The organism is Microbacterium sp. NPDC055988 (genome assembly GCF_042269505.1).
In the GTDB taxonomy this organism is placed as follows: domain Bacteria; phylum Actinomycetota; class Actinomycetes; order Actinomycetales; family Microbacteriaceae; genus Microbacterium.
The window spans coordinates 719,824-746,653 of the sequence record NZ_JBHJXY010000001.1 but is presented as its reverse complement, the minus strand read 5'-3'; the positions used below and the strand labels follow the sequence as shown (position 1 = coordinate 746,653).

The window sequence follows — 26,830 nt, the reverse complement described above, 5'->3', positions numbered from 1 at the left end:
CATGCCCCGCGGATACCGAGATCGTGCCGACGACAGCCTGCTGACCCTCCTCGGGGATCTGCCGGAACTCGTCACGAATCTGGTCAAGGCCGAGATCGACGCCGCCAAGGCGTGGGTCTCCCGCACCTCGAAGGATGCCGGCATCGGATCCGTGTGGTTCGTCGTCGCGCTGTTCTTCCTGTTCTGGGCCGTGCCGGTGATCCTCGTCTTCGCGATCGCAGGTTTGTCGTCCTGGTGGCCGGTATGGCTGTCGGCGATCGTCGTGTTCGGCATCCTGATCCTCGCAGTGGCGCTGTTCGCGCTGCTCGGCATCCTGAAGTTCCGCAAGGTCCTCCGCCGTCAGAATCCGGCGCAGGCCGTGGCCGAAGACATCCGACTCGTGAAGGAGGCCGGCGATGACGAATTCTGACTCCCTGCCGCGCACCGTCGTTCCCGCAGGCATCGTCGACCCGGTCACCTCCGCTCGAGCCGAGCTGAAGGCCGCGCTGGCCGCGATCGAGGTCAAGGGCAACATCCCGCGCCGCGTCGAGAAGGCGTCGACGCGCGCTGCGGCGAAGGCCAGGGTCTTCGCCGACCGCAATCCGCTCGGTGCGATCGCCGCGACCGTCGGCATCGCGGCCGTCGTGGGGGGCGCGGTCTGGGCGATCGCGCGCGCCATCGCGCGCTGACGACGGCATTCCAGGATGCCGCTGATTCCCCGGTCGGGGTGATTAGCGGCTCCTGCGCAAACGAGGCAGACTGGGGAGCATGATGTCCGAAGAGCGCGATGAGAACCCGTCCGGCTTCACCCTCTGGGCCGTCTGGCGACGGAACCCCGACGTTCCCGTGACGGAGACCGAGTCGACCGAGCTCGAGACGATCGTCGCGTACATCGAGGACTCCGGCGTGACCGTCCGCGGTTTCTACGACGTCTCGGGTCTCAAGGCCGACGCCGACCTCATGGTGTGGCTGCACGGCGAGACCGCCGAGGAGCTGCAGAAGGCGCTGCGTCGTCTGCGCCGCACCGAGCTGCTCCGCCCGCTCCTCCCGGTGTGGAACGTCATGGGTGTGCACCGCGACGCCGAGTTCAACCGCGCGCACGTGCCCGGCTTCCTCCGCGGGGTCGAGCCCAAGGACTGGCTGTGCCTGTACCCGTTCGTGCGCACGCCCGAGTGGTACCTCGCCCCCGAGGAGGAGCGTCGCAAGATGCTCGCCGACCACGGTCGCAAGGGTGCCGCGTTCACCGGCGTGCTCGCCAACACGGTCGCCTCGTTCGCGCTCGGCGACTACGAGTGGCTGCTGCCGCTCGAAGCCGATGAGCTCACCGACCTCGTCGACCTGATGCGCGACCTCCGGTACACCGACGCTCGCCTGTACGTGAAGGAGGAGGTGCCCTTCTACACGGGGCGCAGACTCCGGTTCGACGAGATCGCGGACGTGCTGCAGTAGACGACATGACTACCCCCATCCGTCTGGGCACCCGCCGCAGCGCGCTCGCGCAGGCGCAGTCCGGTCACGTCGCCACGGCCCTCGAGCAGCTCTCGGGCCGCCGAGTCGAGCTCGTCCCGATCACCAGCGAGGGCGACACCAACCGCGCCTCCCTCTCCGAGATCGGCGGCCAGGGCATCTTCGCCACGCGCCTTCGTGAGGCGCTCCTCGCGGGGGAGTGCGACTTCCTCGTGCACTCACTGAAGGACCTGCCCACGGCGATCCCCGACGGGCTCGTGATCGCGGCGACCCCGAAGCGGGAGGATCCGCGCGACGTGGTGCTCACTCGCGACGGCATCCCGCTGCATGAACTGCGCTCCGGCAGCACGGTCGGCACGGGCTCGCCGCGGCGCATCGCCCAGGTGCATCGCCGGGCGCCGGGTGCCGAAGTCGTCGACATCCGAGGGAATGTCGACTCCCGGCTGGCGCGGGTCGCGTCCGGGGAACTGGACGCCGTGATCCTCGCTGCGGCAGGACTCTCGAGGCTCGGGGCGGAGTCCCCGCTGCGACGCGAAGAGCTCGGTCTCGCCGAGTGGCCGACCGCGCCGGGCCAGGGCTCTCTCGCCGTCGAGACGCGGGAGGATGCGCCGGAGGAACTGCTCGCGGCACTCGCCGGTCTCGACGACCACGACACCCGACTGGCCATCACGGTGGAGCGCGCGATCCTCGAAGGACTCGACGCGGGATGCCAGGCGCCGATGGCCGCTCACGCCGTGGTCGACGGGTCATCGATCCGCGTCAGGACCGTCGTCTACGCCGCCGACGGCGGGCGCCGGATCGGCCTCGACGTCACCGAAGACCTGAACGGGGAGTATATTCGTCGGAACGGCAGTGGCAATGGAGCGGATGCTGCCGATGGTGCAGACCCGATGCACGCAGCGCGCGAGTTCGGGTTCACTGTTGCCCGTCGGCTGCTCGATCAAGGGGCGGCCGGCCTCGTACCCCGAGAGCAATAAACCCTCATGACCACTTCCGAAATCAAGCAGGACCGACCGCTGGACGGCTGGCGCATTCTGGTGCCGCGTGGCGGGCCGTGGGGCGACGGCGTCGCCGCGAGCCTGCGCGCCCAGGGAGCCGTGCCCGTGGTCGCGCCCCTCATCAACTTCGCCCCGACGACCGACCAGGCGGCGCTCGATGCCGCCCTGGCGGAACTGGCGGCCGGATCCTTCGACTGGCTCACGATCACCAGCGCCACGACGGTCGACGTGCTCTTCGCGCACCGCGCTGTCGTCCCCCGCACCACGAAGATCGCCGCCGTCGGAGAGACGACCGCCGCCGCGCTGCAGGCCGTCGGCTATGAGGTCGCACTCGTGCCGGAGCAGGACAACTCGGCCGAGGGCATGGCGCAGCAGCTGATCGCGCTCGAGACCGAACCGCGTCGCATCCTGGCCCTGCGCAGCGAGATCGCGAAGCCGGTGCTGAGCAAGCAGCTCGCCAAGGCGGGGCATGAGGTCGCGAGCGTCGTCGCCTATCGCACGGTCGGCGTTCCGGTCACCGAGCGCATCCGCCGAGACGTCGAGAACGGCCGGATCAACGCGATCCTCATCACGAGCGGCTCCGTCGCCGAGCAGGTGCGCGAGCAGTTCCCGGAGATCCCCGACGAGACGCTGCTCGCGGCGATCGGACCGCGGACCGCGAAGGATGCGCAGCGCGCGGGGCTTCCGGTGTCGGTGGTGGCCGACCGGCAGACCGTCGATGCGCTGATCGACGCGGTATCGCACTTCACGCTTCCGCACGCGGCCGACGAGTTCGCGCCGTGAGCTACCCCGACGTCCGACTGAGGCGACTGCGTCAGTCGAGGTCCGTGCGCGATCTCGTGCGCGAGACCTCGCTGCAGCCACGGCAGCTCGTCCTGCCCCTGTTCGTCCGCGAGGGCATCGCGGAGCCGGTGCAGATCGGTTCGATGCCCGGTGTCGCCCAGCACTCGATCGACTCGCTCCGCGCCGCCGCGGTCGAGGCGGCCGAGGCTGGCGTCGGCGGCGTGATGCTGTTCGGCGTCCCCGCGGTGCGCGACGCTCGCGGGTCCGGGGCCGACGATCCCCGCGGCATCCTCAACGTCGCGACCGAAGCGCTTGCCGCCGAGGTGGGAGATGCGCTCGTCGTGCAGACCGACCTGTGCCTCGACGAATTCACCGACCACGGCCACTGCGGCGTGCTCGCGGCCGACGGCTCGGTCGACAACGACGCGACGCTCGAGCGCTACGCCTCGATGGCTCTGGCCCAGGCTCGCGCCGGATCGCAGCTGCTCGGGCTGTCGGGGATGATGGACGGCCAGGTCGCCGTGATCCGCGCGGCTCTCGATGCCGAGGGCTTCACCGATACGCTCCTCCTCGCCTACGCCGCCAAGTATGCGAGCGCCTTCTACGGACCGTTCCGCGAGGCCGTGGACTCCCAGCTGCAGGGCGACCGTCGCACGTATCAACTCGATCCGGGCAACCGGCGCGAGGGCGTCCGCGAGGCCGTCGTCGACGAGGCCGAGGGCGCCGACATCGTCATGGTGAAGCCGGCGATGGCCTTCCTCGACGTGCTGCGCGAGGTGCGCGACACCGTGAGCATCCCGGTGTGGGCGTACCAGGTGTCCGGCGAGTACGCGATGATCGAGGCCGCCGGCGCGAACGGCTGGATCGATCGCCGCGCGGCCGTGCTCGAGTCCCTGCTCTCCATCCGCCGTGCGGGTGCCGATGCCGTGCTGACGTACTGGGCGACCGAGGCCGCCGGCTGGCTGCGCGACTGATATCTCCGAGGAGTTCTCATGACCGACCGCAATGACGACCTGTTCTCCGCTGCCCGCGCGGTGATCCCCGGCGGGGTCAACTCGCCGGTGCGCGCGTACGGCTCGGTGGGTGGGACGCCGCGGTTCCTGGCTTCGGCGAAGGGCGCCACCGTCACGGATGCTGCGGGGCGCGAGTACGTCGACCTCGTGGCCTCCTGGGGGCCCGCTCTCCTCGGGCATGCGCACCCGGAGATCGTCGCGGCGGTGCAGGAGGCCGCGGCCCGAGGCCTGTCCTTCGGCGCTCCGACCGAGGGCGAGGTCGAGCTCGCGGCGCTCATCGCCGACCGGGTCCGCTTCGGTGAGATCCGTCCCATCGAACGCGTGCGCCTGGTGTCCACCGGCACCGAGGCGACCATGACGGCGATCCGTCTCGCGCGCGGCGCGACCGGTCGCGACCTGCTCGTGAAGTTCGCCGGGCACTACCACGGTCACTCCGATGGGCTTCTCGCGGAGGCGGGTTCCGGTGTCGCGACGTTGGCGCTTCCCGGCTCGGCCGGCGTCCCGGCGCCCATCGCCGCGCAGACCCTGGTGATCGGCTACAACGACCCCGAGGCGCTGGCTGCGGTGTTCGCCGAGCACGGCCCGCGCATCGCCGCGGTGATCGTCGAGGCGTCGGCGGCGAACATGGGAGTCGTCCCCCCGCTGCCGGGCTTCAACCGTCTGATCGCCGACACTGCCCACGCGCACGGCGCCCTGATGATCCTGGACGAGGTGCTCACCGGTTTCCGGGTGCACCCGGCGGGCTTCTGGGGTCTGCAGGCTGCAGCGGGCGAGGACTACCTGCCCGACATCTTCACGTTCGGCAAGGTCGTCGGCGGGGGCATGCCCCTGGCCGCGCTCGGCGGTCGCGCCGAGGTCATGGACCTGCTCGCACCGCTCGGTCCGGTCTACCAGGCGGGAACCCTTTCCGGGAACCCGCTGTCCGTCGCGGCGGGGCTCGCGACGCTGCGACTCGCGACCCCCGAGGTGTACGCCACGGTGGATGCGGCATCCGTCCGGGTGTCGACGGCCCTCGATGCCGCGCTCGCATCGGCCGGCGTCACGCACGCCGTGGCCCGCGCCGGGAACCTGTTCAGCGCGTCGTTCCGGGCGTCTGAGCCGAGGAACTATGCCGAGGCTCAGGCGCAGGAGTCGTTCCGCTACGCTCCCTTCTTCCACTCCCTGCGGGAGCAGGGCGTCGCTCTTCCTCCGAGTGTTTTCGAGGCCTGGTTCCTCACGGCTGCTCACGGCGAGCAGGAGCTCCAGGTCATCGAGGCGGCCCTCCCGGCCGCGGCCGCCGCGGCAGCTGCGCGCCCCTGACCCGATTGCGGCGATCGGGGCAGAGAACCCCGACGAGTGGTGGCAATCGACAAGGGATCGTTGCGTTCCTGTGAGCAACTTCCAGACAACTGGCAGGGCCGCGCTGGCAGACTGAGTGCATGGTGACGTTGCTGCTGGACCAGACGCAACTCGAAGTCGTGCTCTCTCCGCTCGAACGTGCCGCCACCTTCCACCGCGACAACGTCCGGATCGCGCGCGACACCATCACCAAGGTCCAGCTCACGGATGATGCATGGACCTGGCTGCGGGGCGTCCCGAACCCCGGCACGCACATCCCCGGCATCCTCGCCGCCGGCAGCTGGAAGGCGGCGGGCAGCCTGGACTTCGTCCTGATCCGCAAACGTCGTCCGAGCGTCGTGATCGACCTGGAGGGCGACGAGCAGTACGGTCGCCTGATCCTGACCACGCGCCACGGACTCGCTCTGACTCAGGCGCTTCGCCTCGACGTGTCGACGGAGCCGGCTGACGTCGAAGAGATCGTGGCGACCTCGCCCACCGCCGTCCCCAAGGGCAGCCGTCGGCCGGTCATCCGCCCCCGACCCGCCTGACAACGGCGACGGCCGCGGCCGTCGCCGACCGAGCAGAGGAACGCCCTCCGCGACCACGGGTCGGGAGGGCGTTCTCGGTTCTCATCGGTGCTTCAACCGTGATGGTTCTCGCCATCGTGGGGGTGCTGGTTGTTCTCGTCACCCTCGTGGTGGCGCTCGTCACTCTCGTGGTGCTCAGCGTTGGTGTCGTCGCTGCCGGTCGCCTCATCCGACGCCTCCAGCGGCACGGTGTCGATGACCCCGGTGGAAGCGACGCTCCAGTGGGCGCTCTCGGACGATGCGTCGTCCTCCGGCTCACCGGATGCCGGGCTGATGGGGTAGTCCTTCGGCTCGTCCTCGTAGTACGCGCGAGCGGCCGCGGCCAGCATCGAGCTGACGGCAGCGGATCGCGGGTCCTCGTCGGCAGCCTCCGGCCGGTCCGACGAGTCGAGGTCGGCGGCATCGACGTCCGACTCGTCGTCATCCGCATCGGACGAGGACGTATTCTCGAGATCGGCGAAGATCTCGACTCCTGTGTGCTCGATCTCGGTGTGCTCGACGTCCGCCGCATCCTCGTCGCGCGACGTGGCTTCGTCTCCTGACGGGCTGTCGACGGCGCTCAGGTCGTCGGAACCTTCGGGCGCGCCCGACGCGGATTCCGCGGTGTCTTCGGCGTCGGCAGGCTGGTCCGCGGACGCGTCATCCGCGGCGGTGTCATCCGTGGCGTGCTCGTCGTCCGATGTGTCGAAGATCTCGGCGACACTGTGGCGCGGCTCTTCGGCGGCTGTCACCGCGTCGGCCGCCACCGGCGCCGCCGACCCGAACAGGATCTCGTCGAAAGACCGTGCCGGGGGCTCTTCATCCGGAACGACGGCATCCTGCGCATCGTCGTGCGTCTCCGAGGATTCGGTCTCCTCGGCGGGAGCCTCTTCGGCGGGAGCTTCCGCGGCGGGAGCTTCGCTCGCCCCGGGGGCTTCCTCGGTCTCCTCAGTGGGGGCTTCCTCGGCGGGAGCTTCCTCGGTCGGTGCGGTCTCGTCGGCGACGAGCGCATCGTCTGCCTCATCCTCAGAGCTGCTGTCGGTGCGGACGGTGCCCACCGCGGCGAGATCGTCTGCCACGGCCCCATCGGCGGGAGCGGAGGCGGCCTCGGCTGCCCAGGCGGCCGCTGCGGCGACGGGGATCGCGACCACGGACTCGTTCGGCGCGATGGTGGCGTCTGCGGCCAGGGCCTCGGCGGCCACGGGCGGAGCGATAGGCGCCTGTGACTGTGTCTGGGCCGGATAGGCGGGCGGCGCGTGCCGGCCGCCACGCATCAGGTCGATGAAGACGTCTTCCAGCGTCGGTCCGCGCTGCACGAGAGTGCTCAGGGCGATGCCCGCGTCGGCGGCCACTGCGCCCACGGTGCCGGCGTCGCCTCCGCGGACGGTCAGGCCCGACCGCAGCACCTCGATGTCGAATCCCGCTGCGGAGAGCGCGGCGCTGAGCGCATCGCGATCCGCGGCGTCGACGATGACGGAGCCGCCCTTCGGGTCGGCCAGGGTCTCGATGCCGCTGGCCAGCACGAGCTGCCCCTTCGACAGCACGAGCACGTTGTCGGCGACCTGCTCCACCTCGCTGAGGACGTGCGACGACACGAGCACCGTGCGCCCTTCGTCTGCAAGGCGGCGCATCAGCAGCCGCATCCAGCGGATCCCCTCCGGATCGAGCCCGTTGGCCGGCTCGTCGAAGACCAGGGCGCCCGGATCGCCGAGAAGCGCGTGCGCGACGCTGAGCCGCTGGCGCATGCCGAGCGAGAATCCGCCGATCCGCGAGTCGCCCTCGCCGTCGAGTCCGACCAGGGAGAGGACCTCGCCCACGCGCGCCAGCGGGACGCCGTTCGCCTTGGCGGCGATCGTCAGCTGTCGCTCGGCGGTGCGCCGCGGGCGGTAGACCGTCTCCTCGAGGACGGCACCGATCGTACGCAGCGGCTGGCGGAGCTCGCTGTACGCCGTGCCGCCGATCGTCGCGGTACCGGAACTGGCCCGCACCTGGCCGAGCAGGATGCGCAGCGTGGTGGTCTTGCCGGCACCGTTGGGGCCGAGGAAGGCGGTGACAGCACCCGGCTCGACGCGCGCGGAGAAGTCCGAGACGGCGGTCACCTCATTGAAGCGCTTCGTCACGTGCGTGAACTCCAGCACCTGTCCTTCAGGCATCGTGACCTCTCGTCGCGTTGAACAGTTCCTCCCTATCCTGCCGGAAAAGCCTGTCGGATCCCGCATTTCGCGCGGAATACCGCCCTTCGGGAAGGCGGTAGCCTGGCACGCGTGACCGATTCTCAGGCTGCCTCCCGTGTCCTCGTCCGCACCGAAGGGGCGCTCGGGCGGCTCACACTCAATCGTCCGGAGGCGATCAACGCTCTCGACGCGGAGATGATCGGCATCCTCACCGAGACCTTGAACGCGTGGCGCGACGACACCGATGTGCAGATCGTGCTGATCGACGGCGCGGGGGATCGCGGCATGTGCGCCGGTGGCGACGTGCGCGCGCTGCACGCGCAGATCGTGGCGGGTCAGGCCGAGCGGACCGCCGAGTTCTTCCGCGCCGAGTACGCCCTGAACGCGATGATCGCCGAATACCCGAAGCCCGTCGTCGCCTTCGCGGACGGCATCACCATGGGCGGCGGCATCGGGCTCGCCGGTCACGCCGCCATCCGCATCGTCACCGAGCGATCGAAGCTCGCGATGCCCGAGACCCGCATCGGCTTCACGCCCGATGTGGGTGGCACCTGGCTCCTCGGACGGGCGCCCGGACGTTTCGGCGAGTACTTCGGACTCACCGGATCGACGATGGACGGCGCGGATGCCGTGTACCTCGGATTCGCCGACCACTTCGTGCCGTCGGACCGCCTGGAGGCGCTGAGCGAGGCGCTCGCCTTCCGCGCCGACCCGACCGGACCCAGCGAGATCGTGCTGCTCTTCGACGAGACGCCGGAGCCCACGCAGCTTCCGGCATCGCGAGAGTGGATCGACGAGGCGTTCTCCGCGCCGACGGTCGTCGAGATCGTCGAGCGCCTGCGCGCCCAGGGGGCAGCGGATGCCGTCGTCACGGCCGATCTCCTCGAGGGGCTCGCACCGACCGGGCTCACCGTGACTCTCGACGCCGTGCGCGAGGCGAGGGGCATGCCGGGCCTGCGCGCGGCACTCGAGGGCGAGTACCGACGGGTGCTGTGGTTCGTGAACGAGCATCCCGACCTCGTCGAGGGCATCAGGGCGCAGCTGGTGGATAAGGACCGCAACCCGAAATGGGACCCGCCGACCCTGGCGGAGCTCGCCCCGGATGCCGGTGCCCCCGCGCGGGGATACGTACCGCAGCCGGCCCTGTTCTGAGTCGCCTGCGGTTCGCCCGCACACCTGTCGGGAGAATGCACGCCTATCGGGCGGATCGGCCCGTCTCCGGGGGTTCCCGGCCGAAACTCCCGACAGGTGGACCGTGGAGCGCGCCGGATCCGGCCGCAGGGCCTACGGGCCGTCGTCCGCGGCGGGCTCGGGGTGCGAACGCGTCTGCCAGACCATCCGGAGCACGTCGATCACGTCATCCGGATCAGCCTCGACGGAAGCGGCCTCCTCGACCAGTTCGCGGAGGAGCCGGATGACGGATGCCGGAAGGACGCCCGCCGTCTCGGCGACCCGCGTGCCCGCCGCGGTGCGCGAGACCACGAGTCCCTCGGCCTCGAGCATCTTGTAGGCGCGTGCGGCCGTGCCGGGAGCCACGCCCAGGTCGCTCGCGGTCTGGCGCACGGTCGGCAGCCGTTCGCCGGCGCCGAGCTGTCCCGAGACGATCAGGCCGCGCAGCTGTCGGTAGATGTCGAGAGCCGGACTCGCCTCATCGGCCGGTGACAGCTTCGGACTGAGGCTCACCGTGCGGCCTTCGCTTCGGTGGTGCCCAGGGCAGGAGCGGCGGACTCGGCGCCGTGCGCGAGGTGCGCGGTCACGAGGAACAGGAGCACGAACGCGGTGATCTCGAGCGCCGGTGCCACCCATCCGCCGATGGCGGCGAGCTCTCCGTATCGCCAGAAGGCGTCATAGGTGTCGCTGCGTCCGTCGCCATCGACCGTGAGCCCGGCGATCGATCCCGCTTCGGCGATGAACCGCAGCGCTCCGGCCAGGGCGAGCAGGGCTGCGGAGGCCGCGAGCCGGGTGATCCCGCGTGCGATGTCGCGACGCTCGCGCTGCTCGGCGACGACCGTCTCCGGGCGGAGGAACGAGCGGGCAGCGTTCGCGTGCAGTGCCGCCACGACGACGGCGACGAGGGCGGCGGTGCAGATCAGGACGGGGATGCCGTACGCCCATCCGTAGAACCAGGGACGGATCGGGTCGATGGTCTCGTTGGGGACGTCGATCTCGAGGTAGACGTACGGACCGCCGTTGAGGTTCGACGATGCGAGTCCGGCGAGCAACGTGGTCGTCGTGAGCGTGAGAAGGGCGAGGGCGGTGCCCACCCATGCCACACGGGAGCTGAAGGTCAGCCAGGTCCGGCGCGCGGCGACGACCGGTCGCTCGGGAGGGGTGCTGCCTCGTGTCGCGATCATCGCCAGCAGCACGGCGACCCCGACGGATGCGGTGAACACCGGTGTCGCGTACCGCCACCAGGAGACGACGCCGTTGAGGCTCACGCCGAACATGCCCAGGACGTATCCGCTGATCAGGTTCTCGGCGACGAAGATCACGATCACGGCGATCGCCGCGATGCCGAGGGCGACGTGCTCGGGCGCGTAGCGGACTGACACGGCAGTGGCCGCCGAGGGGGTGAGCCGGACGCGGCTCCGCCTCCGCGCCGCCCAGCGGGGCGAGACGGCGATCCCGACCGCGATGATCGCCGCGACGACCAGCGAGACGAAGGGCAGCGACAGCAGGGCGCCCGCCCAGTGGGCCGGGTCGAGCAGAGATGCGATGTGAGCAGGCATGCCGGATCCGTTCTTGATTGTGTCATATGTCTATCACAAGTTGTATCAACACGAGAGCACAAAAGGACGGCTGGCCAGGTTGCCCACTTGTTCGCCCGTGTGCAGAAACCACTGATCCCCGCGCGAAGTGGTTCGCTGTCAGCGAAGGTCAGCCTCGAGGGGGATACGAATGTCCACGGTTCGTGGCACTCTGTCTTGTGGCCGGTTGTCGGTCGGCATCCGTCTGCCGAGAAACCCGCCGTTTCGTCCTTCCTAGAAAGTCCGCCTGTGCTGGGAAAAATTCTCTTCCGCTATCTCTCCCGATATCGGTGGCTGCTGCTCGGCGTGCTGGTGTTCCAGCTCGCCAGTGCTGCGGCGACCCTCTACCTCCCGCGCCTGAACGCCGACATCATCGACAAGGGCGTCGCCCAGGGTGACACCGGCTACATCTGGGGCACGGGACTGTTCATGCTCGCGGTGTCGCTCGGGCAGATCATCGCCTCGATCACGGCGACCTACTTCGCCGCACGAGCCGCGATGGGCGCCGGGCGCGACATCCGCGCCGACGTCTTCGGCAAGGTCAGCGGGTTCTCCGAGCGCGAGGTGTCGCAGTTCGGCGCCGGCTCGCTCATCACCCGCAACACCAACGACGTGCAGCAGGTGCAGATGCTCGCGATGATGGGCGCCACCATGCTCGTCACCGCCCCGCTGCTCGCGATCGGCGGCATCATCTTCGCCGTCCAGACCAACGTCGGCCTCAGCTGGCTGATCGCCGTCTCGGTGCCCGCGCTGCTCATCCTGGCCGCGCTCGTGATCGGCCGCATGGTCCCGCTGTTCCGCAGCTACCAGGGCAAACTCGACAACGTCAACCGCATCATGCGCGAGCAGCTGACCGGCGTCCGCGTCGTGCGCGCTTTCGTGCGCGAGCGCATCGAAGAAGACCGCTTCCGCGGTGCCAACACCGACATCATGGTCGTCGGCCGCAAGGTCGGCTCGCTGTTCGTGCTGCTGTTCCCGCTGTTCATGCTCATCCTCAACGTGACCGTCGTCTCGGTCATCTGGTTCGGCGGCATCGAGGTCAACAACGGCACGGTGCAGGTCGGCACGCTGTTCGCCTTCATGCAGTACATCGGCCAGATCATGGGCGGCGTCATCATGGCGAGCTTCATGGCGATGATGATCCCGCGCGCCGCCGTCTCGGCCGAGCGTATCGGCGAGGTGCTCAACTCCGAGTCGACGCTCGTCCGTCCCGAGAACGGCGTCACCGAGTTCCCGGTGCCCGGAGCAGTCGCGCTCGACGACGTCGAGTTCACCTACCCCGGCGCCGATTCCCCGGTGCTGCGCGGCATCAGCTTCGCCGCCGAGCCGGGTGAGACGGTCGCGATCGTCGGATCCACCGGTTCCGGAAAGACGACGCTCATCTCGCTCATCCCGCGCCTCTTCGACGTCTCGGGCGGTTCCGTGCACGTCGGCGGCACCGACGTGCGCGATGCCGACGTCGAGTCGCTGTGGGACAGCATCGGCCTCGTGCCGCAGCGCCCCTTCCTCTTCACCGGCACCGTCGCGTCGAACCTGCGATACGGACGCGAAGAGGCGACCGACGAGGAGCTCTGGCACGCGCTCGACATCGCGCAGGGTCGCGACTTCGTCGAGGAGATGCCCGACGGTCTCGAGTCGCGCATCGCTCAGGGCGGCACGAACGTCTCGGGCGGTCAGCGTCAGCGTCTCGCGATCGCGCGTGCGATCGTGCACCAGCCGAAGATCCTCGTCTTCGACGACTCGTTCTCGGCGCTCGACCTCACGACCGACGCCCGGCTGCGCCAAGCGCTGTGGCGGGAGCTCCCGCACGTGACGAAGATCGTGGTCGCGCAGCGCGTCTCCACGATCACGGACGCCGACCGCATCGTCGTCCTCGACGGCGGCACCATGGTCGGCGTCGGCACGCATGAGGAACTCCTCGAGACCAATGACACCTACCGAGAGATCGTCGAGTCGCAGCTGGGGGTGGACGCATGAGCGAGCAGAACGACCCTTCGACAAACTCAGGGACCCAACCCCGCCGAGGCCGCGGCCGCGGCAAGACGACGACGGCTGTGGCCGAGGTCGAGCTGTCGGCCGAGGAGCAGTACGAGGCCGAGCTCGCCGAGCAGGCTCGCCAGAACTCCGGTGACTGGGACAGCGTGGCACCGGGCAAGGCCGACAACTTCGGTCCGAGCTTCGCGCGCATGATCGGGCTGCTGAAGCCCTCCGCGATCTGGTTCGTCTTCGTGTCGATCCTCGGCGCCATCGGCGTCGTGCTCACGGTCGCGGCCCCCAAGGTTCTCGCCGAGGCGACCAACCTCGTCTACAAGGGCTTCATCTCGATCCAGCTCGGACAGCCGAACGGCGACTTCCCCGGGTTCCCGGCGGGTACACCGCAGGACGTCGTGATCGATGCGCTGCGCGGGGCGGGTCAGGACGACTTCGCCAACCAGGTCGGAGCGCTGGGCGACTTCACGGTCGGCCAGGGCGTCGACTTCGAGGCGCTGCGTCTCGTGATCGCCGCGGTGCTCGCGATCTACGTGGCTGCGGCATTCCTCACCTGGATCCAGGGTTACGTCATCAACGTGATCATGGTGCGCACCATGTGGCGACTGCGCGAGTCGGTCGAGGCGAAGATCAACCGCCTGCCGCTGGCGTACTTCGACAAGGTGCAGCGCGGTGAGCTGATCTCGCGCGTCACGAACGACATCGACAACATCACGCAGACGATGCAGCAGTCGCTGTCCGGTGCCCTCACCTCGGTGCTCACCGTGATCGGCGTGCTCGTCATGATGTTCTCGATCTCGTGGCAGCTGGCACTCGTCGCGCTCATCACGCTGCCGCTCATGGGCGTGATCTTCGGCATCATCGGACCGCGCTCGCAGAAGGCCTTCGGCACGCAGTGGCGCAAGGTCGGTCGACTGAACGCCCGCGTCGAGGAGGCGTTCTCCGGCCACGCGCTGGTGAAGGTCTTCGGACGCGAGAAGGATGCTCTGGACAAGTTCCAGGTCGAGAACGAAGAGCTGTTCCAGGCGAGCTTCAAGGCGCAGTTCCTCTCCGGCATCATCATGCCGGCGATGATGTTCGTCGGGAACCTCAGCTACGTGGGCATCGCGGTGCTCGGCGGCCTGATGGTCGCGAACGGCCAGCTGCGTCTCGGCGACGTGCAGGCGTTCATCCAGTACTCGCAGCAGTTCACGCAGCCGCTGTCCGAGCTGGGTGGCATGGCCGCGGTGGTCCAGTCGGGCACGGCATCCGCCGAGCGGGTGTTCGAGCTGCTCGACGCCGACGAGCAGGAGGCAGACGACGCCGATGCACCCGAGCTCGTCGAGGGCAAGGGTGTCATCGAGTTCGAGAACGTCGCGTTCTCGTACACGCCGGAGCGTCCGCTCATCCGGGACCTGTCGTTCCGGGTGGAACCGGGCCAGACGGTCGCGATCGTCGGTCCGACGGGTGCGGGCAAGACGACGCTGGTCAACCTGATCATGCGCTTCTACGAGCTCAGCGGCGGACGCATCACGCTCGACGGCCAGGACATCGCCGAGGTGACCCGCGACGAGCTGCGCTCGCGCACCGGCATGGTGTTGCAGGACCCGTGGTTGTTCGCCGGCAGCATCCGCGAGAACATCCGATACGGTCGCTCCACGGCGACCGACGAAGAGGTTCTCGCCGCCGCCAAGGCGACGTACGTCGACCGCTTCGTGCATGCCCTCCCCGAGGGTTACGACACCGTGCTCGACGAGGATGCCGCGAACGTCTCGGCGGGTGAGCGTCAGCTCATCACGATCGCCCGGGCGTTCGTCGCGCAGCCGTCGATCCTCATCCTCGATGAGGCCACGTCGGCCGTCGACACGCGCACCGAGCTGTTGCTGCAGCACGCGATGGCCGCGCTTCGCGAGGGGCGCACGTCGTTCGTGATCGCGCACCGTCTGTCGACCATCCGCGACGCCGACCTCATCCTCGTGATGGAGCACGGCGACATCGTGGAGAAGGGCACGCACGACGAGCTCATCGCCGCGCAGGGCGCCTACTGGCGCCTGTACCAGTCGCAGTTCGAGCAGGCGGCGACCGACATCGACGCCGAAGACGCGCTCACCGGATCGACGCCGGTCGTCGTCACCGGAGAGGCCGACGCCGACGAGAGTGCCAAGGAAGAGGCCGCCGCCGTGGCCGGAGCATCAGTCGGCGCCCAGGTGCCGGCGGCCGAGACCGCCGCCGCGCAGGCTCTGCTCGAAGACGGGGCCGACGGCTCCGCTCCTCGCGGCTGATCCGCATCACGCACAGCGCCCGATCCCGCACACGCGGGGTGGGGCGCTGTGCTGTGTGAGCGGTTCTGTGTGCGCGGTTCTGTGTGCGCAGCAGGTGAGGAGTCAAAGAACGCCGCCTCCTAAGGCCTGCAGGCGGCGTTCTTTGACTCTTCAGGGCGAGAGAGTCAGCGGGCGTCGGTGGTGATGCCGAGGAGCTCGAGCGGGTGGGTCAGGCGCCACCAGGGGCTGGGGCCCTCGACGTCCCGGGCCAGGACCAGGGGAACCGTCGCGCTGTCGAGCGGTCCGACCGTTGTCATCGTCCCCACCGTGCCGTCTTCGTCGCGCTCGTCCGCGAGATCGAAGGTCGGGGTGGCCGTCGCGAGGGCGCCGTTCCACAGCACCACATCGGCGTCGGACTCGGTGATGACCTCGACGTCCTCGCCCCACAGGGTCGTGACGCGTCCCACGACCGTGCCCGCGGCGACCGCCGGTCCCTGTGCCTGCAGCGCGGCCTCCGTCTCGGCGAACAGCGAGCGGGTCAGGGCGAGCCGCTCGTCGTCGCCCGCCTGGTTCAGCGCGGCGGCGTACAGCTGCACGGTCGTGTCGCCGACGGTCACATCCTTCGCCGTGAGCAGGTTCCAGCCGACCAGCGTGCCGGTCTTGATGCCGACGACACCCGGATCGGCGAGCATCCCGTTCGTGTTGACGACCGTGCCCGCGCCGGGAAGATCCACCGACTTCGTGCCCACGATCTCCGCGAACACCGGGTTCTGCATCGCCAGCTCGCCCAGCGCGATCAGCGACTCGGGCGTGGAGACGTTGCGCTCATCGAAGCCTGACGGGGTCACGACCGTGATGCCGGTGAGGTTGCGCTCTCTCAGCCAGGTCTCCGCGGCGGACGCGAACTCGCGGTCGGAGCCCCAGATCTCGGACGCGAGCCGATCGATGTAGTTGTTCGCCGATCCGAGGAGTGTGCCCTGAAGCAGCTGGTACTCGGTCAGCACACCGTCGACGGGCACATCCAGCGCCGACTGATCGCTGCGCCGATAGTCCCAGTACTCCACGCTGTCGCCGTAGTCGAAGCTGAACTCGGGTCCCTGCTCGCCGAGGGCCAGCGGCATCCGGTCGAGCACCATCAGACTGCTCACGACCTTGGTGATGCTCGCTATGCTCACCGCGGCGGGACTCGAGGCCGCCGTGCTCAGCCCGCCGATGCCGACCGCCGCGCTGCCCTCACCGGGCCAGGCGAGCGCAGCCGCGGCGGCGGGGACGGTGGTGAATTCGACGGACTGCACCGTGGGCGGCACTTCGTGCAGGGGCCACAGCATCGTCGTGCCGGCGTAGGCGGCGACGATCGCGACGAGGGTCGCCAACGGCACGAGGATCCCCGGGCGGGCGATCGCCGGGCGCAGGTGGGCACCGCGCATCAGGCCGCCCGTCTGCTCGGCCTCGGCCGGCTCGTCGAGAGTCGCGAGAGGCGGATGTGCGGCGACTGTCGCGGCATCCACCCAGGTCAGGGCCGTCGCTCCGGTCGTCTCGTCCGCCCACTGCGGTGCATTCGCGTCGAGGAGCGCATTCGCGTCGTCAGCCGGCTCTTCACCGGCCGTCTGCTCGGCCGGGACGAACGGCGGTTTGGTCAGCGGTGGTGTCGCCGCCGTCACATCCACGGGCTGTGTGGGCTCAGCGGGCTCGACAGGCTCTGCGGCGGGTTCGGTGGGGAACTCGGGTTCCGGCTCGTCGCCGCCCGTGGAACTCTGCGTCGTGAACAGCGCTCCGATCGCCGCGGAGTCGACCGGGATCGCCGGGGACACGGCGGCATCCGGGGGTCGCACGTCGCCAGCGAACAGGCGGTCGGCGGCGAAGGCGGAGGTGTCGCCGGAGTCCGCAGGTACAGCATCCTCTGCGACCGGCAGGGCGTCGACACGTCCGGAGGGGACGGCGTCCGGCGAGCTGTCGCCGTGGACGACGCCCGTCGCCTCGTCGGCGGGATCTGAAGCGGTCACTCGTTTACGGTACCCAATCCCGGGCGCGTTGCGCGGCGCACGGCCCGTCTCCCGCGGGGTGTCGTGAGCCGGTAGGATCTTCAGCACAACCACGGGAGTCCGGCGAGCCGGGCTGAGAGGGAGCGAATCGCGCTTCGACCGTCGAACCTGATCTGGGTCATGCCAGCGCAGGGAGGAGTTCATAATGAGCACGTCCACGTCCACGTCCACATCGGCGTCCGCGAAGGCACAGGCCACGCCCCCGGCCAGAAGCTTCCTGCGCTGGCGCATCGTCGACATCGTCGTCGCCAGCGTCATCGGCGTCGCCGCCGGACTGATCTTCCTCGCCTGGAACGTCGGCTACCTCGGCCCGAAGGCGCTGCTCGAGCCGCTGCTCCCCGGAGTTCAGGGGCTCCTCGACGGCCCATGGCTCTTCGCGGGTGTCCTCGGCGGGCTGATCATCCGCAAGGCGGGTGCGGCGATCTACGTCGAGCTGCTCGCGGCGGTCGTCTCGGCCCTCATCGGCAACCAGTGGGGCGGATTCCTCACGCTCGAAGCCGGACTCGTGCAGGGCCTCGGCGCCGAGCTGGTCTTCCTGCTCTTCTTCTACCGTCGCTGGTCGCTGCCGGTCGCGATCCTCGCGGGTGCGGGAGCCGCGCTCGCGGGCGGGATCAACAACCTCGTGCTCTGGTACGCCGGATCCGGGCCCGCCTTCGCGACGATCTACCTGATCAGCACGGTCATCTCCGGGGCCGTCATCGCGGGTGCGCTGTCGTGGGTGCTGGCGCGAGGCATCGCCGCGACCGGAGCGCTCGACCGATTCGGCTCCGGGCGCGAGGCGCGCGTCCGCGTCTGATGGCGGCGGATCACACCATCCCCGCCGCCGTCGAGGCCCGCGGCTGGGGGTGGCGTCACGCGAGTCGCCTCGCCTGGGCGCTGAGCGACGTCTCGTTCCGCATCGATCCCGGTGAGCGCGTGCTCGTGCTCGGAGCATCCGGCGCGGGCAAGTCCACCCTGCTGCACGGTCTCGCGGGCGTGCTCGGCGGCGAAGAGGAGGGCGAGAGCACGGGCGAGCTCCTCGTCGACGGTGCTCCGGCCGTCGCCACCCGGGGGCGCGCCGGCCTCGTGCTGCAGGACCCGGACTCGCAGGTGATCCTGGCGCGAGCGGGCGACGACGTCGCCTTCGGCTGCGAGAACCTCGGAGTGCCGCGGGAGCAGATCTGGCCGCGGGTGCGATCGGCGCTGGATGCCGTCGGCCTCGATGTGCCGCTCGACCACCCGACCAAAGCGCTCTCGGGTGGGCAGAAGCAGCGGCTCGCGCTCGCCGGCATGCTCGCCATGCGCCCCGGGCTCGTGCTGCTCGACGAGCCGACCGCGAACCTCGATCCGGCCGGGGTGGTCGAGGTGCGCGACGCGGTGGAGCGGATGCTGCAGGCGCAGCCGGCGACGCTCGTCGTCGTCGAGCACCGTCTCGAGGTCTGGCTGCCGCTCATCACGCGCGTGATCGTGATCGGCGCCGGGGGAGTGGTGGCCGACGGAGCACCCGGCGAGGTGCTCGGCGACCAGGGGGCGCGCCTCGCGGCCGACGGCGTGTGGGTGCCGGGGCATGCTCCGGCTGCACCCCCGCCTCCACGCGGCGTGCCGGGGGAGACGCTGCTCTCCGCCCGCGGGCTGGCCGTCGCCCGTGTCAAGGGGCGCCCGGTCGCCACGGGCATCGACCTCGACGTGCGCGCCGGCCACGCGCTGGCGATCACCGGCCCGAACGGGGCGGGCAAGTCCACGCTCGGGCTGACCCTCGCGGGACTCCTCCCACCCGCGGCAGGCGAGCTGACGGCATCCGTCTCCCTCGCCGCCGAGGCGCACCCTTCGCCGATCCGCTGGGCCTCACGGGATCTGCTGACTCGCATCGGCATGGTGTTCCAGGAGCCCGAGCACCAGTTGCTCGCGAAGACCGTGCGCGACGAGCTGGCCGTCGGGCCGCGCGCGCTCGGGATGGGCGAAGGCGAGATTGCCGCGCGCAGCGACGAGCTGCTCGCGCGACTGCGCCTGACCCATCTCGCCGCCGCCAACCCGTACACGCTCTCGGGCGGGGAGAAGCGCCGCCTCACGGTCGCCGCGGCCATCGCGACCAGACCACGGGTGCTCGTGCTCGACGAACCCACCTTCGGTCAGGATGCCCGCACCTGGGCGGAACTGGTCGCCATGCTCGCGGCGCTCCGCGACGAGGGGTCGGCGATCGTCACGATCACCCACGACCTCGACGTCGCGCGGGCGCTGCACGCCGAGCGGTTCGAACTCGGGGGCGCATCATGACGCTGCTTGAGACGCAGGCGCGTTCCGGAGCCCTCGCCGCCGTCAATCCGGTGGCCAAACTCGGGGTCAGTGCGCTGATCGCCGTGCCCCTGATCCTGACGCTGGACCCGGTGTCGGCATCTGTCGCGCTCGTGCTGGAGTTCGTGCTGTTCCTGTTCGCCGGGATCGGCTGGCGCGAGTTCTGGATGCGCACCTGGCCGGTCTGGCTCGCCGCACCCCTGACCGGCCTGACCATCGCGCTCTACGGCGAGACGAGCGGCACCGTCTACGTCGACTGGTTCGTGCTGCGGATCAGCGAGGGATCGCTCGCGCTCGCGCTCGCCACGATGCTGCGGGTGCTCGCGATCGCTCTCCCGTCGGTCGTCCTTTTCATCACGGTCGACCCGACCGATCTCGCCGACGGTCTCGGCCAGATCCTGCGACTTCCCGCCCGGTTCGTGCTCGGCGCGCTCGCGGGGCTGCGGATGGTGGGGCTCTTCCTCGACGACTGGCGTGCGCTCGAGCTCGCGCGCCGGGCGAGAGGCGTGGCCGATCGCGGCCGCATCCGTCGGTTCCTCGGTATGGCGTTCGCGCTGCTCGTGCTGTCGATCCGGCGTGGAGCGAAGCTCGCCACCGCCATGGAGGCGCGCGGCTTCGGAGCGCCGGGGCGTCGCACCTGGGCGCGGGAGTCGCGGTTCGGCGCGGCCGAGTGGATGCTGCTCGCCGTGGGGGCGGCGATCTCGGGCATCGCGATCGCCGCCGCCGTGGCCACCGGGGCATGGAACTTCATCCTCGGCCCCGGAGCCTGAGTCGGGCCGGTGTCAGCGGAGGATCAGGCCGCGTTCCAGAGCTCTCGGTAGTAGGCGAGGCGCTCGCGGTCGGGCTCGACACCGTAGGCCTCGATGAGCGCGTCCTCCCAGCCGGGGCCGTAGTTCCACTCGGTGCTCATGGAGGCGACGGCGATGTCGGCCCAGCGGTCGGCCACGCCGAGCAGTGCCAGGTCGACGTGGGCGAGCCAGCGTCCGTCGTCGCCCACGAGCGTGTTCGGGCAGCAGGCATCGCCGTGGCTGACGACGAGACGGTCGATCTCGGGTGCGGTCCGCAGTTCGTCCGGCACGACGATGCCGCGCCGCTCGGCGTTCTCGATGCGCGACGAAACGCTCCACTCCCACGGGCAGTCCGCGACGGGGAGAGCATCGTGCAGGGCGCGGAGCCCTTCGCCGACGGCACGCACCGCGACAGCGGGCTCGGCGACCCACCGCGGGTCCACGGCGCTCAGCCCGTCGAGCGCGGCCGTGACCATCCACTCGTGCGTCTCGTCGCCGCCGCTGTCGAGCACGGTCGGCACCGTGATCCACCGTGACGCCCATTGCATCCGCTCGGCCTCGTCGCTCAGCGTGAACTCGAGGTTTCGGGGGCCCCACTTGATGAAGAACGGCTGGGCCGCGCCGGTCGCGCGGAAGGTCAGCCCGCCGTAGTCGTTCCGCCACACGCACTCGAGATCCGCGCCTCGTGCGAGGAGTCGGACCCGGTCGGGGACGGCGATGTCTTCGGTGGGGATGGTCATGACCCCATCCTGCCGGAGGCTTCGGATGTGGCGACCGATATCTGCGGGAGGCTTCGGGCTACGGGACCGTTCTCCGTAGAGGCGGTGTCGTAGGCTCGCTCTGAACACGGTTCCTGCGGGTGGGGTCACCGGTTTCGTGGTGGAACCAAGAACCACGTAGGCTGAAACCGCGTTCCAGCGAAGCATGTCGCAACGACGTTCGAAGGAGAACTTCAGATGCAGATCAGCGGTCAGGGTGCACTCATCACCGGAGGGGCTTCCGGTCTCGGACTCGCCACCGCGCGCCGGCTCGTCGCGGCCGGAGCGCACGTCACGATCATCGACCTCCCCTCGTCGAAGGGGACGGAGATCGCGGACGAACTCGGCGGACTCTTCGTCGCGGCCGATGTCACGAGCGCCGAGGAGGTGCAGGCTGCCGTGGCGGCCGCGCAGTCCGCGGCACCGCTGCGCGTCGTCGTGAACTGCGCCGGCATCGCGCCGCCCGCCAAGGTGCTCGACCGTGAGGGCAACCCCGCCGTGCTCGCCGACTTCGAGCGCGTGATCCGCATCAACCTCGTCGGCACGTTCAACGTCATCTCGCAGGCATCCGCCGTGATCGCGAAGAACGAGCTGCACGACGAGGAGCGCGGCGTCATCGTGAACACCGCGAGCGTCGCCGCTTTCGACGGCCAGATCGGTCAGCCCGCCTACTCGGCGTCCAAGGGCGGCGTGCACGCGATGACCCTACCGGTGGCGCGGGAGCTCGCGCGCCACGGCATCCGGGTGTGCACGATCGCGCCCGGGATCATGGAGACCCCGATGCTGATGGGTCTCCCGCAGGAGGCGCAGGACTCCCTTGGGCAGCAGGTGCCCTTCCCCGCCCGCCTTGGCCGCCCCGACGAGTACGCCGCCCTCGTGCAGCAGATCGTCGAGAACGGCTACCTCAACGGCGAGACCATCCGTCTCGACGGCGCCATCCGCATGGCGCCGCGCTGACCCGCACCCCCCACCCCCACATCCCCGCATCCCCTCACCCCACATCCCCTCGCTCCGGTCGCAGTTTCTGCCGCTCTCGCAGCTCACAAGCGGCAGAAAGTGCGACCGGAACACGTCAGAACTCGCGACAAGAACCCAGGAGAAACCATGTCCCTTGCCGGAAAGACCATCCTGATGTCGGGCGGCAGCCGCGGAATCGGACTCGCGATCGCGCTGAGGGCGGCCGCCGACGGTGCGAACATCGCGATGCTCGCGAAGACCGACACCCCGCATCCGAAGCTCGAGGGCACCATCCACACCGCCGCCGAGCAGATCCGGGCGGCCGGGGGCAACGCGCTCCCGATCGTCGGCGACGTGCGCGACGACGACGACATCACCGAAGCGGTCATGAAGACGCAGGGCGAGTTCGGCGGCATCGACATCGTCATCAACAACGCCAGCGTCATCGACCTCTCGCGCTCGCTCGACCTGGGCGCCAAGAAGTACGACCTGATGCAGGACGTGAACGTGCGCGGCACCTTCATGCTCTCCCGCGCGGCCGTGCCGATCCTGAAGGATGCCGAGAACCCGCACATCCTCTCCCTCTCGCCGCCCCTGAACCCGACGCCGAAGTGGCTCGGCGCGCACACCGGGTACACGCTCGCGAAGTTCGGGATGACGCTGGCGACGCTCGGCCTCGCGGCGGAGTTCGCGCGCGACGGGATCGCCGCCAACACCCTGTGGCCCCGCACCACGATCGCGACGGCGGCGGTGCAGAACCTGCTCGGCGGCGACAAGGTCATGGCCGCGAGCCGCACACCCGAGATCTACGCTGATGCCGCGTATGCCGTGCTCCTCAAGCCCGCGGCGTCGTACACGGGGCAGTCGCTCATCGTGGAAGACGTGCTCGAGGCCGACGGAGTGACCGACTTCTCGGGGTACGCCGCGATCCCCGGCACGCCCGACAGTGCGCTCTTCCCGGACATCTTCCTCGACTGAGACGCTCCCGTCCGCCCGCATCCGCATCCGCCCGCGCCCTCATGCGCTAGGGGTCGAGACACGCCCCATCGCGCGAGCGGTGTGCGGCGTGTCTCGACCCCTCAGCAGTGGGTGTGGCCCGAGCGCTCAGATCAGCAGGTACACCGCGCCGAGAATCGTCAGCACGATCACGATGCGGTCGAACACGCGCTGGTTCATCCGGCGCGCGACCCGCAGGCCGAGCAGCGCCCCGATCACCACGAGCGGGGCGAGCACGGCATCCATCAGCAGCACCGGTGCGTGGAACAGCCCCAGGCCCGCGAGGAACGGCACCTTGATCACGTTGATGATGGCGAAGAACCACGCCGAGGTCCCGAGGAACACCTGCACGGGCGTGCGGGTGGCCAGGAAGTACATCGACATGACCGGTCCGCCCGCGTTGGCGACCATGGTCGTGAAGCCGCCGAGCGTGCCGTAGGCCCCCGCGAGCAGGATGCCGCCCGACGGCGGGGTCAGTGTGTCGGCCTTGCTCTGCCGCCACCGCCGCCAGAGGGTCACCGCGATCATCAGCAGCAGGATCACGCCGATCGCGCGGCGGACCACCCCGTCGCCGGCGAGTGCGAGGAACGCGAATCCGACGAGGAGTCCCGCGATGACCGCGGGCGCCAGGCGCAGCAGCGTCGGCCAGTGGGCATGCCGGCGGTAGGCGAAGAGCGCGAACAGGTCGCCCACCATGAGCAGAAGCAGGGTCGCGGCCGTCGACGTGCGGGCGGGCAGGACCGCCGCGAACAGGGCGATGGCCAGGATGCTGCCGCCGGGCAGCGCCGTCTTCGAGATGCCGATCGTCACCGCGGCCACGGCGAGGGCGGCCCATGCCCACGGGTCGAGGGCGATCACCGTTCGAGCTCGGCGACGATCGCGTCGTAGCCGCGGCTCCTCGCGAGGTCGACGGGCAGCACCCCGTCGCCGTCCGGGATGCCGATGTCCGCTCCACCGTCGACGAGCGCGCGCACGACCGCGACGTAGCGGGAGGAGCCGTCGCCGAGCACGATCGCCTCGTGCAGCGCGGTCCAGTTCAGGTTGTTGACGTGGTTCGGGTCGACGCCCGCTTCGAGCAGGATCTCGACCGTCGGCAACAGTCCGCGTTCGGAGGCCGGGATCAGCGCGGTGCCCCCGAAGCGGTTCGTGCTCGTCAGGTCGGCGCCGTTCTGGAGCGTCAGGCGCAGGATCTCGTCGTGCCCGCGAGCGCCGGCGTACAGGTAGGCGGAGTCCTGGATGTCGTCCTTGGCGTTCACGTCGGCGCCGGCCTCGATGAGGGCCTGCGCGGCGTCGACGTGGTTCGCCTTGGTCGCGGCGACGAGCGCCGACATTCCGCCGTCGCCCCGCGCCTCGAGGTCTGCGCCGTCACCGAGTGCAGCGCGCACGGCATCCGCGTCTCCGGTGGTGGCGGCGAGGAGCAGATCCTGCGTGGCGTCGGTCATGGAGGCCTCCGGTGTCGGTGTCGGTGCGGACGCGTCGGGGTTCGCGGTGCACGCCGTCGTGGTCAGCAGGGCGGCCACGAGTGCGCCCACGAGAATGTTCCGTCGCATGCGTCTGGTATACCAAACGATGCTGAATGCGATCGGGCGATCGGGCGATCAGCCTCGTGCGGCGGTGAGCGCTGCCGCGAATCGTGCGGCGCGCTGCTCGATGTCCGCCCAGTCGGAGGCCGCGATCGACGCGCCGTTGGCGAGGTCGCCACCGGCGCCGACCGCGACCGCACCCGCCGCGAACCAGGCCGCCAGGTTGTCGGGGCTCACGCCGCCGGTCGGCATGAGCGGGGCATCGGGAAACGGGCCCCGCAGCGCGCCGAGGTACGACGGCCCGCCGAGCGACGCCGGGAAGATCTTCACGACGTCGACGCCGAGCTCGAGCGCGCTCATGACCTCGGTGGGGGTCATGGCTCCGGTCATCACGACGCGTCCGGTGTCGAGCATCGAGCGGGTCAGGTGCGGGAGCGTGCCGGGGCTGACGAGGAACTCCGCCCCCGCATCCGCCGCCGCTGCTGCCTGCGCGGCGGTGGTCACGGTCCCGGCGCCGATGTAGGCGGCGTCGCCGTGGCGGGCGATGAGCTCACGGATGACGGCGGGCGCGTCGGGCGTCGAGAAGGTCACTTCGACGCCGGTCACCCCGCCGCGGATGATCGCCTCGGAGGCCTCCAGGGCCAGCTCGGGGGACGAGGCGCGGAGTACGGCGAGGACGCCGGTGCTGCGGGCGCGGTCGAGACGGTCGGACATGAGGCTCCTTGCGGTCGGGGACGCATCCATTCTCCCCCGCGGGGAAGGCCGCATCCGCCCGCCGCGGCTGTCGGACTGCCGCGCTCAGCTGCGGGGCGGAATCCAGGCATCGATGAGCAGCTTCGACTCCTTGAGGCCGAGCCCGGTCTGCTGTCGGAGCAGCTTGATCGCGGCGATCTGCGAATCTCGGGCGATGAGACCATCGATCTCGGACGACACGGATGCGGGCAGCGAGGCGCGCACGGTCGACGGCGTGAGAGCGGCCGGCGTGATCGAGGAGTGCGCGGCGGTGGCGTTCGACACCGCTGCGAGATGAGGGGCGGTGGTGCTGGCCGACCAGTGCTCCACGCGATCCTTCGCCTCTTTCAGGCCCACGCCGGTGCGGTCGCGGTAGAGCTTGATGGCGTGGATCTTCTGCCCGGCGGCGACAAGCCGGTCGATCTCGGCGACGACGTCGGGCGTCAGCCCGGAGGAGGGTGCGGATGCCGAGGAGGCGGGAGCGCTGCGCGGTGTCACGGCTGTCGGCGTGAAGACCTGTGGTTCGGGCAGTTTCGGACGCATTCCGCGGAGCGCGAGCGTCAGGATCGCGACGACGACGATCAGCCCGACGACGATCCCGACGATCCACAGCACGCCATCCATGGGGTCAGTCTACGGAGGCGTCATCCTCCGCCCCAGGGGCTTCTGGGCTACTTGGCGACGAGCGTGGTCTCGAAGCGATAGAGGTCGGGCCGGTAGCAGTGGTGCCCGAACTCGATCGCCGCCCCCGACTGGTCGAACGAGATGCGCTCCATCGTCAGCAGCGGTCCGCCGGCTTCGATCTCCAGCAGCTCGGGCTCGTCGGCTTCCGCCCTCCGGGCTCCGATCTTCTGCTTGGCGACGCGGATGGCGACGCCCCGAGCTCGGAGAACTTGGTACAGCCCGCGCGATTCGAGCTGCTCCGAGGAGATGCTCGCGAACTCGCCCGGGAGGTAGTTCTCCAGCACGGCGACGGGGACGCCGTCGGTGCTGCGTCGTCGGCGCAGGTGCAGCACCTCGGTGCCGGGGGCGAGCGCGAGAGCGGCCGCGACCTCGTCGGATGCCGCGATCACCTCGTGCGTGAGCACCTGCGTCCCGGGTTCGTGGTGGGCGCTCTGCAGGTCTTCGAACAGGCTGGTGAGTTCGACCTGGCGCGTGACGGAGCCCTGCACCACCTGGGTGCCGATCCCGCGGCGCCGCACGAGCAGGCCCTTGTCGACGAGCTCCTGGATGGCGCGTCGGATGGTGGGTCGTGACAGGCCGAGCTGCTCGGCGATGGAGACCTCGTTCTCGAGGCGCGCGCCGGCGGGGATGGCTCCGGACTGGATCGCGCTCTGGAGTCGGGTCGACACCTGGAAGTAGAGCGGGACGGGTCCCGTGCGGTCGATGTCGGCGAACAGATCGTTCGGCCACGGAGTGACGAGATCGGCCATGGTGCTCCGCTTTCTGTGAGGGAGTCATATTGTAGCGACAATCATACGATCGGC

The 26,830-nt window shown here is 70.0% G+C and carries 26 protein-coding genes and 1 riboswitch; of the genes, 16 read left to right on the top strand and 10 right to left on the bottom strand.

Annotation, left to right across the window (positions count from 1 at the left end):
- Position 1: 1 nt before the first annotated feature.
- From ACFC14_RS03750 to ACFC14_RS03715, 8 genes are all read left to right on the top strand, one after another.
- Positions 2-409, top strand: a complete 408-nt coding sequence (locus ACFC14_RS03750; protein ID WP_136041254.1) for a phage holin family protein — start codon at positions 2-4, stop codon at positions 407-409.
- Positions 396-668, top strand: a complete 273-nt coding sequence (locus ACFC14_RS03745) for a hypothetical protein (protein ID WP_136041255.1) — start codon at positions 396-398, stop codon at positions 666-668. The genes ACFC14_RS03750 and ACFC14_RS03745 overlap by 14 nt, the downstream gene beginning before the upstream one ends.
- A gap of 79 nt (positions 669-747) precedes the next feature.
- On the top strand, positions 748-1,428 hold the full coding sequence (hemQ, locus tag ACFC14_RS03740; protein WP_091031640.1) for a hydrogen peroxide-dependent heme synthase: 681 nt from the start codon (positions 748-750) through the stop codon (positions 1,426-1,428).
- Positions 1,429-1,433: 5 nt separating this feature from the next.
- Entirely contained in the window at positions 1,434-2,423 is a 990-nt protein-coding gene (gene hemC / locus ACFC14_RS03735; protein WP_376101279.1) for a hydroxymethylbilane synthase, read from the top strand.
- Positions 2,424-2,429: 6 nt separating this feature from the next.
- Entirely contained in the window at positions 2,430-3,227 is a 798-nt protein-coding gene (locus tag ACFC14_RS03730; protein WP_136041258.1) for a uroporphyrinogen-III synthase, read from the top strand.
- Positions 3,224-4,201, top strand: coding sequence for a porphobilinogen synthase (gene hemB, locus ACFC14_RS03725; protein ID WP_376101278.1), 978 nt, complete (start codon positions 3,224-3,226; stop codon positions 4,199-4,201). The genes ACFC14_RS03730 and hemB overlap by 4 nt, the downstream gene beginning before the upstream one ends.
- Positions 4,202-4,219: 18 nt before the next feature.
- The gene (locus ACFC14_RS03720; RefSeq protein ID WP_376101277.1) at positions 4,220-5,539 is read left to right on the top strand and encodes a glutamate-1-semialdehyde 2,1-aminomutase; all 1,320 of its coding nucleotides are present in this window, start codon (positions 4,220-4,222) and stop codon (positions 5,537-5,539) included.
- Between the two features lie 119 nt (positions 5,540-5,658).
- Positions 5,659-6,108, top strand: a complete 450-nt coding sequence (locus ACFC14_RS03715) for a hypothetical protein (RefSeq protein WP_376101276.1) — start codon at positions 5,659-5,661, stop codon at positions 6,106-6,108.
- Between the two features lie 92 nt (positions 6,109-6,200).
- Here the strand turns inward: ACFC14_RS03715 and ACFC14_RS03710 are convergent, their stop codons facing one another.
- On the bottom strand, positions 6,201-8,279 hold the full coding sequence (locus tag ACFC14_RS03710; protein ID WP_376101275.1) for an ATP-binding cassette domain-containing protein: 2,079 nt from the start codon (positions 8,277-8,279) through the stop codon (positions 6,201-6,203).
- 111 nt (positions 8,280-8,390) lie between these two features.
- On the opposite strand from ACFC14_RS03710, the gene ACFC14_RS03705 reads away from it, so the two are divergent.
- Positions 8,391-9,452 carry an enoyl-CoA hydratase/isomerase family protein gene (locus ACFC14_RS03705; RefSeq protein ID WP_376101274.1) on the top strand — a complete coding sequence of 354 codons (1,062 nt, stop codon included), beginning with the start codon at positions 8,391-8,393 and terminating at the stop codon, positions 9,450-9,452.
- 132 nt (positions 9,453-9,584) lie between these two features.
- Here the strand turns inward: ACFC14_RS03705 and ACFC14_RS03700 are convergent, their stop codons facing one another.
- Entirely contained in the window at positions 9,585-9,983 is a 399-nt protein-coding gene (locus ACFC14_RS03700; RefSeq protein ID WP_376101273.1) for a GntR family transcriptional regulator, read from the bottom strand.
- The gene (locus ACFC14_RS03695; RefSeq protein ID WP_376101272.1) at positions 9,980-11,029 is read right to left on the bottom strand and encodes a hypothetical protein; all 1,050 of its coding nucleotides are present in this window, start codon (positions 11,027-11,029) and stop codon (positions 9,980-9,982) included. The genes ACFC14_RS03700 and ACFC14_RS03695 overlap by 4 nt, the downstream gene beginning before the upstream one ends.
- A gap of 267 nt (positions 11,030-11,296) precedes the next feature.
- Here ACFC14_RS03695 and ACFC14_RS03690 point away from each other — a divergent pair, with 267 nt between their 5' ends.
- The gene (locus ACFC14_RS03690; protein WP_136041266.1) at positions 11,297-13,024 is read left to right on the top strand and encodes an ABC transporter ATP-binding protein; all 1,728 of its coding nucleotides are present in this window, start codon (positions 11,297-11,299) and stop codon (positions 13,022-13,024) included.
- Complete coding sequence (locus ACFC14_RS03685; protein ID WP_136041267.1) at positions 13,021-15,297, top strand: ABC transporter ATP-binding protein; 2,277 nt, start codon at positions 13,021-13,023, stop codon at positions 15,295-15,297. The genes ACFC14_RS03690 and ACFC14_RS03685 overlap by 4 nt, the downstream gene beginning before the upstream one ends.
- Positions 15,298-15,461: 164 nt before the next feature.
- Here ACFC14_RS03685 and ACFC14_RS03680 read toward each other — a convergent pair whose 3' ends face one another.
- Positions 15,462-17,279 carry a D-alanyl-D-alanine carboxypeptidase gene (locus tag ACFC14_RS03680; protein ID WP_376101271.1) on the bottom strand — a complete coding sequence of 606 codons (1,818 nt, stop codon included), beginning with the start codon at positions 17,277-17,279 and terminating at the stop codon, positions 15,462-15,464.
- Positions 17,280-17,360: 81 nt separating this feature from the next.
- Positions 17,361-17,470: riboswitch (TPP riboswitch) on the top strand.
- Between ACFC14_RS03680 and ACFC14_RS03675 the strand changes: the two genes are divergently transcribed.
- The 3 genes from ACFC14_RS03675 (at position 17,464) to ACFC14_RS03665 (ending at position 20,359) form a co-directional block, all read left to right on the top strand.
- Positions 17,464-18,114: an ECF transporter S component gene (locus ACFC14_RS03675; RefSeq protein WP_376101270.1), complete on the top strand. Its 651-nt coding sequence runs from the start codon at positions 17,464-17,466 to the stop codon at positions 18,112-18,114. (Overlaps the previous riboswitch by 7 nt.)
- Complete coding sequence (locus ACFC14_RS03670; RefSeq protein WP_376101269.1) at positions 18,114-19,571, top strand: ABC transporter ATP-binding protein; 1,458 nt, start codon at positions 18,114-18,116, stop codon at positions 19,569-19,571. The genes ACFC14_RS03675 and ACFC14_RS03670 overlap by 1 nt, the downstream gene beginning before the upstream one ends.
- Positions 19,568-20,359 carry an energy-coupling factor transporter transmembrane component T family protein gene (locus ACFC14_RS03665; protein WP_376101268.1) on the top strand — a complete coding sequence of 264 codons (792 nt, stop codon included), beginning with the start codon at positions 19,568-19,570 and terminating at the stop codon, positions 20,357-20,359. Before ACFC14_RS03670 ends, ACFC14_RS03665 begins: the two co-directional genes overlap by 4 nt.
- A 23-nt stretch (positions 20,360-20,382) precedes the next feature.
- Here ACFC14_RS03665 and ACFC14_RS03660 read toward each other — a convergent pair whose 3' ends face one another.
- Positions 20,383-21,117 carry a phosphotransferase gene (locus tag ACFC14_RS03660; RefSeq protein WP_376101267.1) on the bottom strand — a complete coding sequence of 245 codons (735 nt, stop codon included), beginning with the start codon at positions 21,115-21,117 and terminating at the stop codon, positions 20,383-20,385.
- A 216-nt stretch (positions 21,118-21,333) separates the two neighbouring features.
- Between ACFC14_RS03660 and ACFC14_RS03655 the strand changes: the two genes are divergently transcribed.
- On the top strand, positions 21,334-22,092 hold the full coding sequence (locus tag ACFC14_RS03655) for an SDR family NAD(P)-dependent oxidoreductase (protein ID WP_376101266.1): 759 nt from the start codon (positions 21,334-21,336) through the stop codon (positions 22,090-22,092).
- 147 nt (positions 22,093-22,239) lie between these two features.
- Positions 22,240-23,070 carry an SDR family oxidoreductase gene (locus ACFC14_RS03650; protein ID WP_376101265.1) on the top strand — a complete coding sequence of 277 codons (831 nt, stop codon included), beginning with the start codon at positions 22,240-22,242 and terminating at the stop codon, positions 23,068-23,070.
- A 126-nt stretch (positions 23,071-23,196) separates the two neighbouring features.
- Here ACFC14_RS03650 and ACFC14_RS03645 read toward each other — a convergent pair whose 3' ends face one another.
- The 5 genes from ACFC14_RS03645 to ACFC14_RS03625 form a co-directional block, all read right to left on the bottom strand.
- Entirely contained in the window at positions 23,197-23,946 is a 750-nt protein-coding gene (locus tag ACFC14_RS03645; RefSeq protein ID WP_376101264.1) for a sulfite exporter TauE/SafE family protein, read from the bottom strand.
- Positions 23,943-24,638 (bottom strand): ankyrin repeat domain-containing protein, encoded by a 696-nt coding sequence (locus tag ACFC14_RS03640; protein ID WP_376101263.1) that lies wholly within the window; start codon positions 24,636-24,638, stop codon positions 23,943-23,945. Before ACFC14_RS03640 ends, ACFC14_RS03645 begins: the two co-directional genes overlap by 4 nt.
- A gap of 48 nt (positions 24,639-24,686) precedes the next feature.
- Entirely contained in the window at positions 24,687-25,325 is a 639-nt protein-coding gene (locus ACFC14_RS03635) for a bifunctional 4-hydroxy-2-oxoglutarate aldolase/2-dehydro-3-deoxy-phosphogluconate aldolase (protein WP_376101262.1), read from the bottom strand.
- 84 nt (positions 25,326-25,409) lie between these two features.
- Positions 25,410-25,967, bottom strand: a complete 558-nt coding sequence (locus tag ACFC14_RS03630) for a hypothetical protein (protein WP_376101261.1) — start codon at positions 25,965-25,967, stop codon at positions 25,410-25,412.
- A gap of 47 nt (positions 25,968-26,014) precedes the next feature.
- Positions 26,015-26,776, bottom strand: a complete 762-nt coding sequence (locus ACFC14_RS03625) for a GntR family transcriptional regulator (protein WP_376101260.1) — start codon at positions 26,774-26,776, stop codon at positions 26,015-26,017.
- Positions 26,777-26,830 lie beyond the last annotated feature (54 nt).

What these genes read in the sequence shown, in the direction of transcription:
- ACFC14_RS03625 (WP_376101260.1), bottom strand. Translation starts at nt 26,776, where the DNA reads ATGGCCGATCTCGTCACTCCGTGGCCGAACGATCTGTTCGCCGACATC.
- ACFC14_RS03750 (WP_136041254.1), top strand. Translation starts at nt 2, where the DNA reads ATGCCCCGCGGATACCGAGATCGTGCCGACGACAGCCTGCTGACCCTC.
- ACFC14_RS03695 (WP_376101272.1), bottom strand. Translation starts at nt 11,029, where the DNA reads ATGCCTGCTCACATCGCATCTCTGCTCGACCCGGCCCACTGGGCGGGC.
- hemQ (WP_091031640.1), top strand. Translation starts at nt 748, where the DNA reads ATGATGTCCGAAGAGCGCGATGAGAACCCGTCCGGCTTCACCCTCTGG.
- ACFC14_RS03730 (WP_136041258.1), top strand. Translation starts at nt 2,430, where the DNA reads ATGACCACTTCCGAAATCAAGCAGGACCGACCGCTGGACGGCTGGCGC.
- ACFC14_RS03715 (WP_376101276.1), top strand. Translation starts at nt 5,659, where the DNA reads ATGGTGACGTTGCTGCTGGACCAGACGCAACTCGAAGTCGTGCTCTCT.
- hemC (WP_376101279.1), top strand. Translation starts at nt 1,434, where the DNA reads ATGACTACCCCCATCCGTCTGGGCACCCGCCGCAGCGCGCTCGCGCAG.
- ACFC14_RS03670 (WP_376101269.1), top strand. Translation starts at nt 18,114, where the DNA reads ATGGCGGCGGATCACACCATCCCCGCCGCCGTCGAGGCCCGCGGCTGG.
- ACFC14_RS03660 (WP_376101267.1), bottom strand. Translation starts at nt 21,117, where the DNA reads ATGACCATCCCCACCGAAGACATCGCCGTCCCCGACCGGGTCCGACTC.
- ACFC14_RS03720 (WP_376101277.1), top strand. Translation starts at nt 4,220, where the DNA reads ATGACCGACCGCAATGACGACCTGTTCTCCGCTGCCCGCGCGGTGATC.
- ACFC14_RS03640 (WP_376101263.1), bottom strand. Translation starts at nt 24,638, where the DNA reads ATGCGACGGAACATTCTCGTGGGCGCACTCGTGGCCGCCCTGCTGACC.
- ACFC14_RS03685 (WP_136041267.1), top strand. Translation starts at nt 13,021, where the DNA reads ATGAGCGAGCAGAACGACCCTTCGACAAACTCAGGGACCCAACCCCGC.
- ACFC14_RS03675 (WP_376101270.1), top strand. Translation starts at nt 17,464, where the DNA reads ATGAGCACGTCCACGTCCACGTCCACATCGGCGTCCGCGAAGGCACAG.
- ACFC14_RS03655 (WP_376101266.1), top strand. Translation starts at nt 21,334, where the DNA reads ATGCAGATCAGCGGTCAGGGTGCACTCATCACCGGAGGGGCTTCCGGT.
- ACFC14_RS03650 (WP_376101265.1), top strand. Translation starts at nt 22,240, where the DNA reads ATGTCCCTTGCCGGAAAGACCATCCTGATGTCGGGCGGCAGCCGCGGA.
- ACFC14_RS03630 (WP_376101261.1), bottom strand. Translation starts at nt 25,967, where the DNA reads ATGGATGGCGTGCTGTGGATCGTCGGGATCGTCGTCGGGCTGATCGTC.
- ACFC14_RS03665 (WP_376101268.1), top strand. Translation starts at nt 19,568, where the DNA reads ATGACGCTGCTTGAGACGCAGGCGCGTTCCGGAGCCCTCGCCGCCGTC.
- ACFC14_RS03745 (WP_136041255.1), top strand. Translation starts at nt 396, where the DNA reads ATGACGAATTCTGACTCCCTGCCGCGCACCGTCGTTCCCGCAGGCATC.
- ACFC14_RS03710 (WP_376101275.1), bottom strand. Translation starts at nt 8,279, where the DNA reads ATGCCTGAAGGACAGGTGCTGGAGTTCACGCACGTGACGAAGCGCTTC.
- ACFC14_RS03635 (WP_376101262.1), bottom strand. Translation starts at nt 25,325, where the DNA reads ATGTCCGACCGTCTCGACCGCGCCCGCAGCACCGGCGTCCTCGCCGTA.